Here is an 18743-nt window from a genome sequence, read left to right on the forward strand (position 1 = left end):
GAAAAAGAGGAGATTTTAAGCGTTTAAAGTGATTGTTTGAGGATTATCTTTAAGCGCTGTTTTGTAGTGTTTTACTTTGTCGTCATCGATATAATGGATGTGGAGGAGTGCATCGATGAGACCTGTTGTTTCTAGGTGGTAATCACCTCCTTTTCTGCTAATCTTAATAGTTGCTGCTTTTTGACCTTGGGTGTCAAAAATAGCTGTTTGTGCTGTTTTTCCGTCCTCTAGGTTATAGACATGAACGGTGACTTGTTGGTTATAGTCATATTCTGCTCTGTTGACAGCTTCTTTTCTCACCAAAATGCTATTTGGTCGGACAAGGACTGGGAGGTGGAAATAATCAAAATTTTCTTGATACCACTGTCCTGCTGAATAGGCTTTATCCGTCAAGAGGTCAATCCACGCGCCGCCAGCATTTGGTACGTAAAAATCTTTTTGCCCTTTGTCATTGAAAATCGGTGCGACCAGTAATGACTCACCAAGCATATATTGTTGGTCAAGGTCATGCGTTGCTAGGTCTTTTGGAAATTCCAAAACCATGGCACGCATCATTGGAACACCTGATTGTGAGGTTTGGACAGCTTCTTTTTGCAAATATGGCATTAATGATAGCTTCAATTTTGTAAAGGCTCGTGTGACATCAACAGCTTCGTCACCGTAGAGCCATGGCACTTTATACTCCCAACTACCGTGATAACGACTGTGTGATGATAGTAAGCCAAATTGTGTCCAACGTTTATACAAATCAGGATTAGCTCCTGCTTCAAACCCTGAAATATCATGGCTCCAGTAACCAAAACCACCTAAACCAAATGACAAACCTGCTCGAAGTGATTCCGCCATTGAAGGATAATCTGATGTGCTATCACCGCCCCAATGGACTGGGAATTTTTGAGAACCGACAGAAGCCGAACGCGCAAAGACAACCGCTTCCTTATCACCACGTTCACGTTTGAGCAAGTTAAACACCACTTCGTTGTAGAGATACGCATAATAATTGTGCATTTTAGCAGGATCAGCATGGTTATAATAAACGGTATCTGTTGGAATACGTTCCCCAAAATCGGTCTTAAAGCAATCAACACCCATATCTAGGAGATTTTTCAATTTTGATTCATACCATTGGCATGCTTCAGGATTGGTAAAATCAACGATTGCCATTCCTGCTTGCCATTTATCCCATTGCCAAATATCACCATTTGCTTTCTTCAGAAAATAGCCATGCTCAGCCCCTTCATCAAATAAAGGAGATTTTTGTCCGATATAAGGGTTAATCCAAACACAGATTTTCAAACCTTTTTCTTTAAGACGTTTGAGCATATTGACAGGGTCTGGGAAAGTACGGTCATCCCATTCAAAGTTACACCATTCGTATTCTTTCATCCAGAGACAATCAAAATGGAAAACTTCTAGTGGAATATCACGTTCAATCATGCCATCCACGAAAGAATTAACTGTTGCTTCATCATAATCTGTTAAAAATGATGTGCTCAACCACAGCCCAAATGTCCAAGCTGGTGGTAAACTTGGTTTCCCAGTCAAATCAGTATAGTGTCCTAAGACGTCTTTCATGCTATCTCCAGCGATGACATAATACTCCAGACTTTCTCCAGGGACTGAAAATTGGACACGTGAAACTTTCTCGCTGCCAACTTCAAAACTGACTTTATCAGACGAATTGACAAAAACACCGTAACCTTTATTGCTGACATAAAATGGAATGTTTTTATAGGCTTGCTCAGTTCCTGTTCCGCCGTCTTCATTCCAAATATCGACCGTTTGTCCATTTTTGACAAAATTTGTGAAACGCTCACCGAGCCCATAAATTTTCTCACCGACATCAATCGTTAATTGTTCGCTGACATGAGCGACTTTCTTATCATCAGTAATATAAGCCTTACTACGTGGTAAGCTTTGCGCGATGACTTTTCCCTTATAAGCAAATTCGACTGTCAGTTGCTCACCTTTGCTGATTGAAATGCTTAAATCGTCAGAAGTCAAAGTTAGCTGTTCTTCATTATCAAAAATCTGAGATGCTACTTTTTCTGTTGACAATTCAAACTGCGGTGCTTTTTTGACTTGTCCTTTGTGATTGTAAATCTTCACACCGATAATCTCTTCTCGCGGCGTAAAAATTTCCATAGTCATTAAACCACCGTCAAGCGTTGCGCCCTTGTGAGCGACATAAGAATATGGCATGTAAACCGTTAGACGATTGGGCTCAACACGGTAATCGTACAGATGTGTGGCGTATTTGACTTCGTAGCCGTCTTTGACTAGCCAGCCACCGTTTAAAAATTTCATCGTATCTATTCTCCTTTTTCTTTTAACAAATGATAAGCACCAAGCAATCCTGCTAAGTTTTGATGCTGACAAATTTCGATTGGCACTTCAAAGGTCTCCCAGAAAGGATTTTTTGCCAGAGCTAGCAAAATATAAGGCAATAAATGTGGATTGCGGCTGATGCCTCCACCCAAAAGCACCTTGTCTGGGTCATTTTGACAAACCACATTAAAAATCGTTATGGCTAATCTGGTTGACCATTCTTGGATAAGTCTTTTGACAGCTAGGTCATTATCTTCAAAAATAGCTGCGCCATGAATAGTTTCTTCACTAGGCAATCCTTTTAAGACTTTATATTGCTTGACAAGAGCGCTGGTTGAAGCGAGGTCATGCAAGGTTTGATAACCACTTTCTTGGTAATCGATAATCATCATCCCAAGCTCACCTGCTTTGTAAGAATGCCCATGAACCACTTTTTTATCATGGACAAAAGCACCGCCAATGCCCGTTCCAATGGTAATCAAGCAAAAATCATCACAATCTTGTCCACGACCCGAATAAGCTTCAGCGATTGCTGCACAATTGGCATCATTTTCGATAATTATTGGAATATCTGGCTGACTTAATTCTTGTCGTACTAAGTCAATGACATTACAGCCACTTAAAACACCGATTGCTCCTGCCTGCAAGGCGACGCCAGTTTCTGGTACAATGTGCCCAGGAAAACTAATCCCAATTCCTTTAATCTCAAAAGATGTCAGGTAAGGATTGATGAGCTTGCTAAGTGAGTGAATAAAGGCTTCTTTACTTTCTTTTTGTGTTGGGATTTCGTCATGTTCAAGGACTGCTTCGTGTTCGTCAAGCAAAGCATATTTGACCATGGTACCACCCACATCTATACAAAAATACGGCATCTGCCACCTCCTATGATAGCGTTTTCTTAATTCTCATTATAGACAAAAATACGCTACAAAAATACCAGCAAGATTAGATATTCTTACTGGCATTTTTAGTCTATTTTGATTTTTGAGCAATTTGTCTGCGATATTCGTTTGGGGAAATATGGTAAAAGTGTTTAAATTTTTTGTAGAAATAATCAATATTATTATAGCCGACTTTGTCTGCGATTTCATAAACCATTAAATGAGATTCTTTCAATAAATCCGTAGCTTTTTCCATACGAACTTTTTCAAGGTAATTCAAGAATGATTCGTCCATTTTTCACTTGAATTTTTTACCGAGATAGGCGCTATTGTAGCCAAAATGGTCTGCGATATCTTTCAAGGTCAAATCTTCCTCGTAATGACGGTCAACATAATAAATCAATTGGTCAATAATATCAATATTGTTAAATTCTTCCGCAATCTGACGGGATAGCTTTTCAAGTTCTTCCTTAAATAAAGTGATTAATTCGGGGTAAGAATCTGCTTGTCTAGCTTTCTCACAAAACGCACTTTCATCGACAGCGATTGATTTTTGCAATTTTTCCTTAATCTTATCAAGAATCGTTGCATAATCGTGACGCATTTTCCAAATAAGGTCATCTTTTAGGTAATAATCTGCGCAAAGACTACGACCGTAAGCCATAACGACTGTCGTCAAATCATTAGTGGCAATAATTTTTGATACGAGGTCATCTAAAGTGACTGGAATCATGATTTCTGGTGACATTCTCGTGATTTTTTCAGGTAAAATCAACTGATTTGGAAACATAAATGCTGCTTCGGATAAATCGTTTAACTGTTTTGGAATGACTGTCAAATCTTGCTTGGCACTCACCCAGCCTGTGCTGATAATTTTCCCGCGATTCGCACAGATTTTGGTAAATTGATAAACGTCTTGATTTAGCGGCGCAGTTGTCAGCAAAATAAGGTAATATTTTGAGAGATTGTTCAACACGACGTATTTCAGAGGAAGCTCCTCTAGTTGTTCCAAAATATCAACTGGAATAGCTTGGTCAAAGCGTGAGCAGTTGATAAATTGATAATCTGTCAAGCCTGTCTTGTCAGTACCGAAAATCTTATCAAACAAACGTTTTTCAAAATCATTTTCATCAAGCTTGGCTGTTTCTTCTTGGATAGTTTTCAATACAGCAATCAGTTCGTCCTCATCAACTGGTTTTAACAGATATGACGTGAAACCTAGCGATACCGCCTGTTGAGCATATTCAAATTCCGAATACCCTGATAAAATAATGGAATAAAAAGGATAGTCAAGGCGTTCTTTGGCTGTTTGAACCATTTCAAGACCCGTTTGTTCAGGCATTTTGATGTCTGTGATAACCAAATCTGGGTGATAGGTCTCAATCGCCTGCAAACCTTCCTTACCATTACTTGCCATGGCAACAACAGAAAAGCCATAATTTTCCCAATCAATTAAGTATTTCAATCCCTCTCTGATAATTTTTTCGTCATCAACAATCAATACTTTTTTCACTTTTCTCCCCCCTGATATTATTGCCAAATTTTTGACAAAAAGATTCTTTTTCTTCACAAGAATCCTCCTTACATACTACTATATCAAGTCTCGTTTCATGGCACAAGCACTTTTTTAATGAGAATTTTTCTTTTGAGATGGTAATTTTTTAAACCACTGCACAAATAAATCTACCCATGGTTGAATATTTTCTTCAATGCCATACCCATTTGGAGCTGCGCTAGCTTCACTACCAAGAGATAAACCATGGCCTCCGTACGAGAATAAATGGTATTCAACAGGAATGTGATATTTTCGTAAAGCTTGAACAAAAGCTAAGCTATTTTCAGCTGGCACAAGCTCATCCTCACCCGTATGCCAAAGAAATGTTGGGGGTGTTTGAGAAGATACTTTATTTTCCAGTGATAAGTATTTTGCTAATTGTTCAAAATCATCCCCTAACAACTGTTTGAAAGAGTCAATATGAGCAAAAGAACCGCTAGAAATAACAGGATAGGCTAATAAAATTGCATTAGGTTTCCATTGCTCCACATCATCCCCAAGTGCTTGTTTGAGAATATCTGATGCCCAATCAACACCTAAATTAGCAGCTAAATGACCACCAGCAGAAAAACCTGCCACAACGATTTTTTGAGTATCAATTCCCCATGGCACCGCATTTTCTCTGATAAAAGCCACTGCTTTTGCTACTTGAACAAGGCTTGACGGATATCTAACAGGAGCTACCGAATAGCGTAGGACAAAAGTAGCAAAACCATATTGTAACAGTTTTACAGCTATGGGTTCTGCTTCTCTATCTGACGTCATTTGATACCCTCCACCTGGGCAAATGAGAAGTGCTGGACGCTTTTCAATCTTTAGTTCTGGGGAATTTTCTAAAATATAAGTGGTTAAAGTGGCTTGATTCCCATTTTGGTCAGTAATCGAAAATTCTTTATAAAGCATAGAAACTCCTATCTAACTTGAACTTTTAAAACTTGTGGCAAATCACTAGAAACTTTAGGAATTTCTACCTTAAGTCCACCTGATGTTTGCTTCCAAAGAAGCGATTGATTCTTTCCAAGTAGAAATACTTTTTCAATAATCCCATGAAATTCTGGTAAATCTTGGTCTTTCGACGTTGCTAATGCTTTAATGGTTAGCTGTTCTGGACCTGAAAGTCTTCCCATGATAAAAACATAGATTGAATTGCCACTCACCGTAAATCTAAAATCTTTTGTTGTGTAATAAATTGGTTTGCTGTCTGAAAATTGACCGCTCGGTTGACGAGTTGGTCCTTCTTGGGCTTTCCGCCACACTTTTGCACCATAAATCGCCTCCCCATTAATAGACAGCCAATTCCCAATGGTTTCTAAAATATCTTGGTCATGTTTCGCAATGCTTCCGTCAGCTTTTGGTCCTACATTAAGCAGTAAATTGCCATTTTTAGCAACAACATCAATCAAGGTTTGAATGATTTCTAAAGGTGTTTTGTATGCCAAACTGTCCGTATAGCACCACGAATTGCGAGCGATAGCCGTGTCTGTCTGCCAAGAAAATGGCTGCGCTTGTTCAAAACCACCTCGTTCCATTTCAACAATGCCAGTCCCAAACATCATGGCATCATGTTTATAGCAAATACTAGTTGGCTTTTGCCACTTGACACCTAAATTATAATAATAAGCAGCAATTAGTTTTAGATAGTCTTTGAAACTGTCGTGCTCAATCCACCAATCAAAATAAAGTATTTCTGGTTGGTAATCTCTGATTAATTCTGCCGTTCGCAGCAGCCAATCCTCTAAAAAAGCTTGGTCTAGGTAAGGCTTACTAAATAAATCTTGGTGGTCAGGTTCAGGCATGGCTGGCCAATAAAGGCTATCTTTTGTTAAAGGGGCAACAATATCACTCTCAAATTCCTTACCATGTCCAAAGAAAAAATAATGCTCGGCGCGGTGCGATGAGGTACAAAAATGAATCCCTCGTTTCTCAGCTTCCTTTTTTAATTCTCCAAGAATATCGCGTTTTGGTCCCATTTCAACAGCATTAAACGGTGATAAGGCACTTTGGTACATCTGAAAACCGTCATGGTGTTCAGCAACAGGAAAAATATATTTCGCACCAGATTCTTCAAAAATTGCTAACCACTCTTTTGCATTAAATTTTTCAGCGGTAAACATAGGAATGAAATCTTTATAACCAAACGTTTTATGCTCGCCGTAAGTTTTGACATGGTGCTGAAATTCTGGGTGTGATGTGATGTACATATTCCTTGAATACCATTCGTTGCGATAAGCAGGAACACTATACACGCCCCAATGAATGAAAATTCCAAATTTAGCCTTTAAAAACCACTCTGGCACTTGGTACTGAAACAGAGATTTCCACGTTGGTAAATATGGTCCTTGATTGGCAATACGTTTGATTTCTTCAATGGTAATGCTCATGTTTTCTCCTCACAAGTCAAAAAATGGAGTGAGACCAAGGTCCCACCCCACCCGCAACTAGACATTAATCGTTATCATCAGCTTTGGCTTCTTTGACGACTTCTTCACGCGCTTTTTGTTGGTCTTTGGCATTTTGCATATCAATCGCTAACACTTTGTCGTAATTCAAACCTTTAGCTGTATCTTGCATTTCTTTTAACAATGAGTTGAATTCTGCTTCATCTTTGGCAAATACCATTTTCCAAGAATATTCAACCACCGTTGATTTCACTTGATTTCGAAGAGTTTCGATTTCAGAGTCATCTTCAGGCGCAAGATAGCTTGCTCCTGGTGCAACAAGAAGTTGGTCATTCTTTTCAAGATAGTCAATGGTTGTTTCGGCATTGTCCATATGTGAGCTCCAGTCAGTAATGACAGGATTTGTGTTGTATTCTTGTTGGTAAGTATCCCACAAAGTGAAGTAATATGGACTATTGGTATCTGGGTCAATATCAATTGGAATGATTGTGTCAACGTTCAATGTTGAAAGACCGTCGCTGTATGAACCACTACCGTATTCTTCAGGCACTTCTGCACCGTCGCTAGACAAGAGGGCTGATTTCCCGAAGTCTGTCAATTCTGGTAGCCCGTCATCGTTAATATCCCATGTCAAGCCTTCGATACCTGCACTACCTTGACTTGATGAACTGTTGGCACGTTCACCTTCTGGTGAATACAACCAGTCAATAAATTCAGCAATGCGTTCTGGGTCTTTGGCATTAGAGCCGATACCAATGAATTGTTTACCACCGTAAGCATAGGCACCGTATGAGAAGATTTTTTGGTCTTTAATAGGAACTGACATAAAGCCTTTACCTGCATTTAAATTGTCAGTTGTGTTGTAGGCTGCTTGTCCAAGCCAAGGCCACCATGAGAAGAGAACTTGTCCGTCTTGGAATTTTGAATAAAGGGTATCGTAGTTTTGTGTTGTTGATTCTGGGTCAACAAGTCCTAGTTGATTAGCTTCAAAGTAGAATTTCAAAGCACGCACATATTGTGAATCACTGTCAATGATACTTTGATAATCAGAGCCGTCTGCTTTGGCTAAAACAAAGCCTAATTCATCATAACCATAAAGCGCAGCCAATTGTTTCGCAGCTCCCATCATATTGCCGTCCCAATCGCCAAAGAGTGAGAAGGCATAGACTTTTTTGCCTGAATCAGATGTTGGGTTGGCTTCTTGCATTGCCGCTAAAACTGGCAACAAATCTTCAAGCGTATTGACTTGTGGGTAACCAACTTTCCCATACAAATCCCAGCGCAAATAAGTTCCGAAGGTTGGGTCTTGAGCTTCTGAAGGCTCCGTTGGGGAAGTACTTGAAACTTCTGTTGGGAAACCATAAATAGTCCCATCACTATTTAAATGTTGAACAGCTGCATCATATTCTCTGACATTGTCCATTTTTTTGTAGAGCTCTGTTGAATCGTAAAGCAAGCCAGCTTGCACCAATTCATTGTAATGCTCACCACTACCTGTGATAATAATATCACCCAAATCACCTGCGGCTGTTCGTGTTTGGTAAAGCGTATCACCATTTCCAGCAACGTTTGGTGCGATAATGTTTAATTCGATGTTAAATTTATCTTTGACAAGTTGTGCAAACCACCCTTTTTGGATTCCCATATAGTTGGCAACATCATCATAAACATCAACAGTAATGGTTTCGCTTCTATCTACGCTAGCCGTTTTTTTACTGCTACATGCTGACAATAATGCCAAAGAAGAAGTTGCAATAATTCCTAATGTCACAAGCTTTTTCCAACTTTTTTTCATTAAAATTCTCCTTATTTTATATTACATTGGCTGTTAACCAATTTTGCATACCAATTGAAAGTCATTAACCTTTTACAGCACCCAACATAATCCCTTTTACAAAGTATTTTTGGAACATTGGGTAAATAAACATAATCGGCAAAACCACGATAACAGAAACCGTCATGCGAATTGATGTTGGTGTTTGAGTCGTTGCCGCAGAAACCACACTACCAACTGCTCCACCTGTATTTTTCACCATTTGCGCTAAGCTATTAGCTTGATTAATATAAGTATAAAGCAAATATTGCAGAGAGTATAGCTTCTGGTCAGTAATGTAAATCAAGGTATCTTGGAAAGAATTCCATTGACCAACTGCTGAGAAAATCGCTACCGTTGCTAAAATTGGGGTACAGTTTGGCAAAATGACTTTAAAGAAAACTTGTAAAATATTTGCCCCATCAATTTCAGCTGCTTCTTGCAATGATTTTGGAATTGATTCGATATAAGTCTTAACCAAAATAATGTTAAATGGCTGAACAACGGCTGGCAGCACATATACCCAAAAATTATTGGTCAATCCCAACGTTTTCATAGTGATAAACATTGGAATCATACCTGCATTAAAGTACATTGTGATGATAATAAAGCGGTACCAAAATGCTTTTTTCCAAAACTGCTCTTGGGTGAACATAAATCCCAAGAAAGCCGAAGCTAAAACCGTCGCTGCTGTACCAATCACAGTCCTAGCAACTGAAACAACTGCAGCCGTTGGCAAACCACCCAGTTTTAAAATTTGAATATAATTTTCAAAATGAATTTCTTTTGGTAAGAAACGAATTTCTCCCAAGGCACTTAATTCATTGTTACTAATCGAATTAATAATTAAATAATAGAATGGATAAAAACAGATAAATGTAAAAATTATAAAGAATAAATAGTTACAAATATTAAATGTTATATCCGAGCGTGTTAACTGATCTTTTTTCTTCATCTTTTTCTACCACCCTAAACAATACTTGTGCCACGGATTTTCTTGGAAGCAATATTAACAACTGCCAATAAAACCACACTGATAACACTCTTCAACATACTAAGTGCTGTGGCAAATGATAAACTACTACCACCAAGACCGATATTATAAACGTATAAATCCAAAACTTGGATATGTTCTTTGTTAAAGGCGTTTTGGAATACAAAATATTGATCCATACCATTACTTAATAAATTAGCAATAGACAACATCAACATTACCAAGTAAGTCGGCATAAGAGCTGGCAAGGTAATATGACGCATTAAATCAAAACGGTTAGCACCGTCAATCTGTGCTGATTCGTACAATTCAGGATCAATCCCAGCAATCGCAGCCAAGTACATGATAGCTCCCCAACCTAGTCCTTTCCAAATGCCCCACAGACACATGATTAACCAAGTATGTTTATCACTATCGAGGAACTTAACAGGCTCTGTAATAATGCCATAATGCTCTAATAACGTATTAACCAAACCAGTGCTTGAGAAAAGGCTAAAAGCAATCGTGTAAACAAGCACCCAACTGATAAAGTTTGGCAATGTTGTCAAGGTTTGAACGATGTTCTTAAACCATTTGCTCTTAATTTCATTTAGAAAAATGGCAAATAAAACTGGAAAGAATGATGTCGCAATGCCCAAGAAACTCATGGCAAATGTATTTTTCATTACTTGTACCAGTTGGTCTAATTGGGTCTTGCTAGAAACAATCATCTTGAACCATTTCAAACCAACAAATTCACTTCCCGACAGCCCCAGAGCTGGCTTGTAATCATACAAAGCATAAATCCAACCATGCAGCGGGAAATAAGAAAATAGAAACACTAAAATCAAAAAAGGGAGAACCGTTAAAAACATCACTTTCCCTTCGCGGGAATGCCTGTCGCTTATGGTCTGTTTTGATTTGTGCGAACTAGGTTTTATCATAACCTTCACCTCTCTTGTAATCGTTTACATAAAAGATAATATCATCTTTTCAACCGTTTGCCACTAGCTAAAACTATACCACCTTACTGTAAAAAATAGACATTCCCTAAAAATTAAGCCCTTTCATTTGGGCTTTTTGCTATAATGAATACAGAAAGATAAGAGGTGCAGTTCCATGAAATTTGACTACAATAATCGACTATTCCAAGCAGTAACTGAAATCTGCAATTTTATCGCATTGAATCTTTTGTTTCTAATAACGTGTTTTCCAATTATAACCATTGGACCTGCCCTTTCTTCTTTGTTCTATGTCACCTTACGATACGCTGATGACAAGAGTGGTTATCTCGTAAAAGACTACCTTATTCAATTAAAATCCGATTTAAAAAATAGATTTCTGATTAGTTTTATCTTCTTGCTGGCTGGAGCTCTGCTTAGCTTTTTAACCTTATTTTGGTTTTCAGTCCAAACAACTATCGGAACTATATTTGCAGTGATTTGTTTAGCACTTCTTCTGCTTCTTATCGTTGCATTTATCATTTGCTGTGCGCTTAGCGGACGCTATCAAAACAGCTTACGCCAGACACTCAAGAACAGTTTTTTATTGGCAATTGCTTCCCCTTGGCATTCCATTATCATTCTTTCTATTCCTGTGGCATTACTCTGCTTGGGAGTGATTATGAGTTCGTTTAAGATTTTCCTTGTCTTATTTGGAGCTTCGTTAAGCGCTTATTGCTCTGCTTTTTGCCTATTATCATTATTTAAAAAATTTGAATGGCGATAAAACATATGAAAATAAATTTTTTTAAGCATTCAATTAATGATTTTTCAATCAAGCATCAACTCCGTTTGATTATCTTACCTATTCTGGTCTCTTCTGTGCTTATTATCGGTGGTTATCTGGTGTATGACTCAACACGGCAATTAAACGTAAACTATCATAGTTTAGCCACTCAAGATGCACAGCACACACGCTCCATTATCCATGACACGTGCAGCAATTTCAAAAAATACGCCGACGCTCTCACCAATGATAGCCAGCTGCGAAGCTTGCTAGAAGAAAACTATTCTGATAATGAAAGTGCTACTCAAGCCATTGATAATTATCAATATCTTAATAATGTTTACAAGCAAGATACTGCTATCAAAAGCATTTTAGTTTATAGTGATAACACAAGCCTGCCAAATTACCAACATTTCATCTCAATGACACATGATGACATGGCAAAAGAAGCTTGGTATGAAAAGGCTAGTGAGCAATGGAGTGCCTTCTGGCTAACCATTCCTGACGATGATGATGACTTTCAATATTTGACCATTTATCAACGAGTTCCCATGCCTTTGTCGGACAACATGGCTGTTCTTGAAATCAAAATGGATTACAATTATTTAAAAAATAGAATCAACAATTCCAATTATCTCAATCAGATGTTTCTTAACCAAGATACGATTTTTTATTCTGATAAATTTTCTGAAGTTAGCACGAAAGCCATCAGCATTAACGAAAGTGTCAGCACAAAAGTTGCCGCCAATTATGTTCACAACAATAACAACCAAACCACATTATTAGCCTACACTGCTCTGCCATTGTCAAATGGTACCAATTCGGATACGGTGTATATCTACTCTTTTGATACTAACGCTTTTTCAGCCATTCTTGAAAATGGGCTCCGCTGGTCAGGCATTCTCATCTTCATTTTGAGTATTTCCATTATACTCACGCTTTATTTTTCACGATTTTTCTCAAGCCGTATCCAAAAACTTCAAGAGACTGTTTACCGTGCTTCTATCGAAGATTATAGTTTCTTCAATGAAATCGCCGGTCATGATGAAATTTCAACCATTTCGCTTAATTTTCACAAGATTATCAATCACATCAAGAAAAAAGAAGAAGAAATTTATCAATCAAAAATCACGGAGCAAGAACTGCTCAACCAGCAACAAAAAATGGCATTTAGCATTCTAGCTAGCCAGATTAATCCACATTTTTTATTTAACACCTTGGAAACGATTCGGATGACAGCTCTGCAGCACAAAGACCGTGATGTCGCTAATGCCATTCGCCTGCTGTCAAAATCAATGCGTTACACCTTGTCCAATCAAGGAAAACGCATTACCAGCCTGCAAGAGGAATTAGATGCTATTCAAGTTTATACCCAAATTCAGCAACTTCGTTTTGGCGAACGTGTCCATTACAACTGTATCATTGACCCTGAACTCAATCCAAAAGAGATTTATCTTTTGCCACTTTTGATTCAGCCGCTGATTGAAAATGCCATTTCACACGGTTTAGAATCAGTCGCTCAAAATGGTTTTGTGACACTAGCCATTTCCTTACAAGAACCTAACACCCTTTGCATTAGCGTGAGTGATAACGGAGTAGGTATTGAACCTGCTAAACTCGCACGCATTCAAGAGGACATTTCTAAAAATGACATTGAAGACACTAGCCACATTGGACTAAAAAACGTTCACAACCGCATTAAACAGTATTACGGTGATCAATACGGACTATTTATTAGCAGCATAAAAGGACAAGGAACCATGATTAAACTCCTTTTCCCACTCCAAAGACAAGTTGATGATGATAACTAAAAAGAGGTCGCTGACCTCTTTTTTACTGTACAATGATTTTCACGTCAAATGCTGGAATTTCTGTGATATTTTCTATCTGCTTTTGGCTTAGTAAATCATAGCCTGTCAATGCTAAGTTGCATGGGATTGTTTGGGCTGTGTGATTGATTAAGAATTGATATGTTTTATCACCTTTGCGGCGTGTTTTTAATTCCAATCCGTCTGGCAATACCCGACTTTCAATGCCTAGTGTTCCCAAAATGCTATCAAACAAAGCTGACAAACCAACTTCGTCTAACATTGTGCCAACATAATAAGCGTTACCATTTTCAAAATGATTTTGTGTCACCACAGGATAGCTATTATAAAATTCCTGACTATCATAATAAGCCAATGCCTGCGCGTCATTCAAATGAATAACGTCACATAAGAGCTGTGCTTTCGCTCTTTCCCCTGATTTAAATTGGACATTTTCACGATATTCTGGTGGCAAGGCGTCAAATTCTTCAACCCAAATCCCCAAAACATCTTTTAACGGTCCTGGGTAACCACCCAAATGAACATTATCTGTCTCATCAACAATGCCACTCATCATCGTTGTAACAAAATGCCCACCCTTTCGCACAAAGTCTTCAATCTTTCGCGTTTGCTCTTGGTTGACCATATATAGACACGGTGCAATTAAAAGATCGTATTGACTGAAATCTTGCTCTAAGCTAACCATATCAACATCTATCTGACGGCGGTACAATTCTTTATAGTAATGATGAATTTGGTCAACATATTTTAAATCGATTGTCGGTCCACTGGCGTATTCTAAGCCCCAGTAATTTGGCCAATCAAAGATAATACCAACTTTAGCAGGTGTTCTTGCTCCTAAAAATTGGTCGCCAAGGCGAGCTAGTTCCACTCCAAGCTGACTAACTTCTCTAAAAACACGAGTGTGCTCATGTCCCACATGGTCAATCACTGCTCCATGGAATTTTTCACAACCGCCAACCGAGCGACGAAGCTGGAAGAATTGAACCGTATCCGCTCCATGTGCCATGGCTTGATAGCTCATGCTTCGCATTTGACCTGGCTTCTTCAAGGAATTATACGGTTGCCAATTTTGCTGACTAGGTGTCTGTTCCATTAGCATAAAAGGTTGTCCAGCCTTTAATCCCCGCATCAAATCATGCGTCATAGCTGTAAAACTAGCTGGCGTATTATAGGCAGGGTAATTATCCCACGAAACAATGTCCATTTCTTTCGCAAATTTGAAATAATCAAGTGGCTTGTAAGTTCCCATTAGATTGGTTGTGACAGGTGTTTTTGAATCAAATTCTCTAATCGCATCACGCTCATCTTTGAAATTTTGCAAAATAGAATCCGACATAAAACGGCGATAATCGAGCGATAGCCCTGCAAAAGCTGTTTTTTCAGTTCCAATGGCTTCACCTAACACATTAGGCAGGACAATCTCATCCCAGTCATACAGCGTATGCCCCCAAAATTGCATATTCCATGCTTTGTTGACCGCTTCAATTGTGCCGTATTTTGCTTTCAACCATACGCGAAACGCTTTAGCACAGTTATCACAATAACATTCACCGCCATATTCATTTGAAATATGCCAACAAACAACATTGTCAAGATGACCGTAACGCTCTGCTAATTTTCCAGCTAATTTTTTAGCATAATATTGGAAAACTGGGCTATTTGGACATGCATTATGACGATGACTAAAACGATGATGACGTCCTTCAAAATCTGTCCGCGTCACTTCTGGATAACGACGACAAAGCCAAGCAGGTAAAGCCGCCGTCGAGGTGGCAAAAATAATCTTGTAATCACGCTCTACCAGCATATTGACAATCTCGTCCAACTGTTCAAAATCATACTCATTTTCTGACGGTTGAATCGTTGCCCAAGAAAACACATTGATTGTCGTTGAATTGATATGAGCCAAGTCAAACAAGCGCATATCTTCCTGCCAAATTTCCTTTGGCCATTGCTCAGGATTGTAATCTCCACCAAATAATATCGTTTGAAATTGTGTCATCTGAAGCCTCCGCTAGTTGATATCAGAACCATTGGTTTCAATGACAGTTTGATACCAGTAAAAACTATCCTTAGGAATTCTTGCCAAATCTTTTTCAGAATATTCATCACGATTAACATAGACAAAACCATAACGTTTTTTATAACCATTCAACCAACTCAACAAATCGGTAAACGACCAAGCACAGTAACCAATAACCTCAACACCGTCAGTAATTGCCTTTTTCATCTCAAGCAGGTGTTTTTCGAGGTATTGAATACGGTAATCGTCATGAATTTCTCCGTTAGCCGTTAATTCATCAATGGCACCTAGACCATTTTCAGTAACAAAAACTGGCAAGTCATAACGGTCATAGATACGGCGCAAAGCCACTCTGAACCCTGCAGGGTCAATTTCCCAACCCCAGTCCGTTTTTTCCAAATAAGGATTGTCAACAACCGCAAACATGACTTTTTCTGGTGAGGCTTCTTCGCTGCGATTATTTTGCATTAAATAAGGATCTGTGACATTCGAGTCTTTATCCGTAGCGACAGCTTCTTCTGTATCTTCAAAACCATTAACTTTAGCTGTTCCGCCATGATAATAATTGATTCCGACAAAATCTGGCTTGCCTAATTTCAAAATCTCGTCGTCACCTTCCTCCAATGTTGGTGCCAAGCCCAAGGCTTTTAACTGTTTAAAAATAACCTTAGGATATTGCCCTTTACAATAAACATCAAGCCACCAGCTATTATTCAAGGCTTCCCCATTTTCAGCTGCCAAAACGTCTGTTGGATTTGCCGTCAACGGATACATAGGACCATAACCAAAACTTGGACCAATCAAACCATTTGGCACCATTTGGTGGAAAAGTGCAATTGCTTTCGCATTCGCCAAATTAACAATATGATTAGCTTCATACATTCGTTTTAAATCACGAACTCCAGGTGGGTGTGCTTCCAAACGATAACCTAGCGTCGTGAAAACATTTTGCTCATTAAAGGTCACCCAATATTTCACTTTATCTTTAAAAGCCGTGAACAAAATATCACAATATTTCAAAAAGGCATTGATGGTTTTGCGTGATTCCCAACCGCCATAGCGTTCTTGCAAAGCAAGTGGCAAATCCCAATGATAAAGCGTCAAAACAGGCTCAATGCCATTGCTAATCAATTCATCAATCAAATTAGCATAAAAAGCTAAACCAGCTTGATTGACTTGACCATCACCGTCTGGAATGACACGTGACCATGCCACACTGAAACGATAAGCTTTCAAGCCCATTTTCTTCATTAAAGCAACATCTTCTTTGTAGCGGTGATAATGGTCAACTGCCACATCTCCATTAGTGCCTTCAAAGGTCTTATTTGGAATCTTAGAAAATTGGTCCCAAACTGATGGGCCTTTACCATCCGCATCCCAAGCACCTTCGACCTGATAAGCAGCCGATGCCGCTCCCCATAAAAACTCTTTCGGAAAATCATCTAACGTCTTATGATACATATTTGCTCCTTCTAAAAATGTATTCGTTTACATTTTTAGTCTAAATAAAAAAAGCCCAGTTTACAACTGGACAAAATAGATAATCTCCTAGTAAAAACTGGACTGGTTAGTCTCTCCTTACTAACTCACCAACCAACCCCAGAAAAATGGGAGGGCAAAGGCAATTAAGCCACAAATCACAAAGAGGGCTTTCAACCATTTTTGAGGGATAGTCGTTGATTTAATCCAAAGAAGAATGGCAAACAGCCACGAAACGGCAAATAATAGCCAATAATACCATGCAAGGGACATCTTAATCGTTCCTTTCTACCTTAATGGTTTTCGGATGTTTCTGTTGGTCTTGCAGACGTTTAGTCAATTGACGGCGAGCAATGACAAGTAAGCCAATCATAATAACTTCGTAAGTGACAAAGAAAATGATAAAACAATGCAAGAAAAATTCCTCTGGTAAAACCCAGATAATTGGGTCTGTGGCGGGGTTGAACAGCCATGTTGAATCACCAGGGAAAAGCACTTCATGAAATAGCGTAAAAAATTGGTCAAAGCCAATCAGCAATCCTGCTACTGCAATTAGCACAGGTAAAACAGCTGCTAAAGTAAACGCTCTTTGATGTAGAAAAAGTGATTTTTCAGCTCTGCTATTTTTCCAAAAACGCCAAGACGGATACAGCAGCACCACAAAAACAGCTTGCGCTAGGTGAAATAAATGCTTAACGTCACGAAAATGCTTGAGCCCGTCTGTTGATGACGGGAAATCTGGCATAGAAAGGGTGTGCGAAAGTGGATTGGTCAGATAGGTCATCAGAATATTAAAGTTTTTCAAGAGGTCGTCTTTTGTAATCGTGACCTGAAGGGTTAGTTTGAGCCAATCAACTTCCAAAGGGTAAATCAGCCAAGCACCATAAATAGCTACCAAGACAGCTAGAGCAAGGAGCCAGAGCCAAGTGCTAAACGTCCAAAGTTTATTTTTCATCAAAATTCCATTCATCTAAGCTAGCAAGGACATGGTCAGGTTTCACTGGAAGGGTAGGCACTTCTTCTGGTTTGGTGAAACCAGTCGTCACAAGCAAAGTAGCAATATCATTTTGAATTCCTGCCATAATATCTGTTAAATAATTATCACCAACCATGATAGCTTCTTCACGTTTAACTCCCAGAACATCCAAAGCTTTATTCATGATAATCGCATTTGGTTTGCCGATAAAGACTGGCTGCACACGTGTTGCAGTCTCCAAGAGTTTATTAATCGAACCAGCCCCTGGCATTAACCCACGCTCCGTTGGGATATTCAAATCAGGATTCGTTCCAATAAAGACTGCTCCTTTTTGAATGGCAAGCGTTGCAACGGCAAGCATTTCATAAGTTAGTTGCGTATCTAGTCCGACAACCACATATGCTGGATTTTCAGTATCTTCAACATAGCCAGCCTCAGCAATAGCTGTTTTCAAACCCGTTTCACCAATCACATAAACTGTTTTTCCACGATTCATGTCATTCATGTAATCAATCGTCGCCATTGTTGCTGTATAAATCGTTTCAAGCGGTGTATGCACATTGAATTGTGTCGCAAGCATTTCTTGAACTTTTTCTGGTGTGCGTGTTGTATTATTCGTCACCAAAACATAAGGAATATTACGTTCTTGCAAACGTTGAATAAAACGTTCCCCAGCAGGAATACGATTTTTCCCTTTGTAAATTGTTCCATCTAAATCAATCAAATAGCCTTTATAAGTCATTCTTTCCTCCATTT

At 38.8% G+C, this 18743-nt stretch carries 16 protein-coding genes; 2 read left to right on the forward strand and 14 right to left on the reverse strand.

Translation table 11 applies throughout. The features are described from left to right. Nucleotides 1–15: 15 nt before the first annotated feature. The 9 genes from yicI to BTR42_RS08390 form a co-directional block, all read right to left on the reverse strand. On the reverse strand, nucleotides 16–2307 hold the full coding sequence (yicI, locus tag BTR42_RS08350; RefSeq protein WP_077497302.1) for an alpha-xylosidase: 2292 nt from the start codon (nucleotides 2305–2307) through the stop codon (nucleotides 16–18). 5 nt (nucleotides 2308–2312) lie between these two features. After that, complete coding sequence (locus tag BTR42_RS08355) at nucleotides 2313–3200, reverse strand: ROK family protein (RefSeq protein WP_077497304.1); 888 nt, start codon at nucleotides 3198–3200, stop codon at nucleotides 2313–2315. A gap of 100 nt (nucleotides 3201–3300) precedes the next feature. Next, nucleotides 3301–3504: a helix-turn-helix domain-containing protein gene (locus BTR42_RS08360; RefSeq protein ID WP_077497306.1), complete on the reverse strand. Its 204-nt coding sequence runs from the start codon at nucleotides 3502–3504 to the stop codon at nucleotides 3301–3303. A gap of 3 nt (nucleotides 3505–3507) precedes the next feature. After that, complete coding sequence (locus BTR42_RS08365; RefSeq protein WP_157769867.1) at nucleotides 3508–4722, reverse strand: response regulator transcription factor; 1215 nt, start codon at nucleotides 4720–4722, stop codon at nucleotides 3508–3510. A 114-nt stretch (nucleotides 4723–4836) separates the two neighbouring features. Next, complete coding sequence (locus BTR42_RS08370; protein WP_077497310.1) at nucleotides 4837–5667, reverse strand: alpha/beta hydrolase; 831 nt, start codon at nucleotides 5665–5667, stop codon at nucleotides 4837–4839. Between the two features lie 8 nt (nucleotides 5668–5675). Beyond that, entirely contained in the window at nucleotides 5676–7145 is a 1470-nt protein-coding gene (locus BTR42_RS08375; protein WP_077497312.1) for an alpha-L-fucosidase, read from the reverse strand. Nucleotides 7146–7209: 64 nt separating this feature from the next. Beyond that, the gene (locus BTR42_RS08380; RefSeq protein WP_077497314.1) at nucleotides 7210–8958 is read right to left on the reverse strand and encodes an extracellular solute-binding protein; all 1749 of its coding nucleotides are present in this window, start codon (nucleotides 8956–8958) and stop codon (nucleotides 7210–7212) included. Between the two features lie 64 nt (nucleotides 8959–9022). Next, on the reverse strand, nucleotides 9023–9931 hold the full coding sequence (locus tag BTR42_RS08385) for a carbohydrate ABC transporter permease (RefSeq protein ID WP_077497316.1): 909 nt from the start codon (nucleotides 9929–9931) through the stop codon (nucleotides 9023–9025). Between the two features lie 14 nt (nucleotides 9932–9945). Next, nucleotides 9946–10791: an ABC transporter permease gene (locus tag BTR42_RS08390; RefSeq protein ID WP_237394393.1), complete on the reverse strand. Its 846-nt coding sequence runs from the start codon at nucleotides 10789–10791 to the stop codon at nucleotides 9946–9948. A 277-nt stretch (nucleotides 10792–11068) separates the two neighbouring features. Between BTR42_RS08390 and BTR42_RS08395 the strand changes: the two genes are divergently transcribed. Beyond that, the gene (locus tag BTR42_RS08395) at nucleotides 11069–11677 is read left to right on the forward strand and encodes a YesL family protein (protein WP_074657719.1); all 609 of its coding nucleotides are present in this window, start codon (nucleotides 11069–11071) and stop codon (nucleotides 11675–11677) included. A 5-nt stretch (nucleotides 11678–11682) separates the two neighbouring features. Continuing rightward, the gene (locus BTR42_RS08400) at nucleotides 11683–13488 is read left to right on the forward strand and encodes a sensor histidine kinase (RefSeq protein WP_167367613.1); all 1806 of its coding nucleotides are present in this window, start codon (nucleotides 11683–11685) and stop codon (nucleotides 13486–13488) included. A gap of 22 nt (nucleotides 13489–13510) precedes the next feature. Here the strand turns inward: BTR42_RS08400 and BTR42_RS08405 are convergent, their stop codons facing one another. From BTR42_RS08405 to BTR42_RS08425, 5 genes are all read right to left on the reverse strand, one after another. Then, complete coding sequence (locus BTR42_RS08405; RefSeq protein WP_077497320.1) at nucleotides 13511–15511, reverse strand: beta-galactosidase; 2001 nt, start codon at nucleotides 15509–15511, stop codon at nucleotides 13511–13513. Between the two features lie 12 nt (nucleotides 15512–15523). Beyond that, nucleotides 15524–16993: a glycoside hydrolase family 1 protein gene (locus BTR42_RS08410; RefSeq protein WP_077497322.1), complete on the reverse strand. Its 1470-nt coding sequence runs from the start codon at nucleotides 16991–16993 to the stop codon at nucleotides 15524–15526. Nucleotides 16994–17113: 120 nt separating this feature from the next. After that, the gene (locus tag BTR42_RS08415) at nucleotides 17114–17284 is read right to left on the reverse strand and encodes a hypothetical protein (RefSeq protein WP_009854541.1); all 171 of its coding nucleotides are present in this window, start codon (nucleotides 17282–17284) and stop codon (nucleotides 17114–17116) included. Nucleotide 17285: 1 nt separating this feature from the next. Further along, a complete protein-coding gene (locus BTR42_RS08420; RefSeq protein WP_077497324.1) occupies nucleotides 17286–17966 on the reverse strand; it encodes a TIGR01906 family membrane protein in 681 nt (226 codons plus the stop codon). Then, nucleotides 17956–18729 (reverse strand): TIGR01457 family HAD-type hydrolase, encoded by a 774-nt coding sequence (locus BTR42_RS08425; RefSeq protein ID WP_012962176.1) that lies wholly within the window; start codon nucleotides 18727–18729, stop codon nucleotides 17956–17958. The genes BTR42_RS08420 and BTR42_RS08425 overlap by 11 nt, the downstream gene beginning before the upstream one ends. Nucleotides 18730–18743: the final 14 nt, after the last annotated feature.

Source organism: Streptococcus gallolyticus subsp. gallolyticus DSM 16831, from assembly GCF_002000985.1.
Taxonomy (GTDB): Bacteria; Bacillota; Bacilli; order Lactobacillales; family Streptococcaceae; genus Streptococcus; species Streptococcus gallolyticus.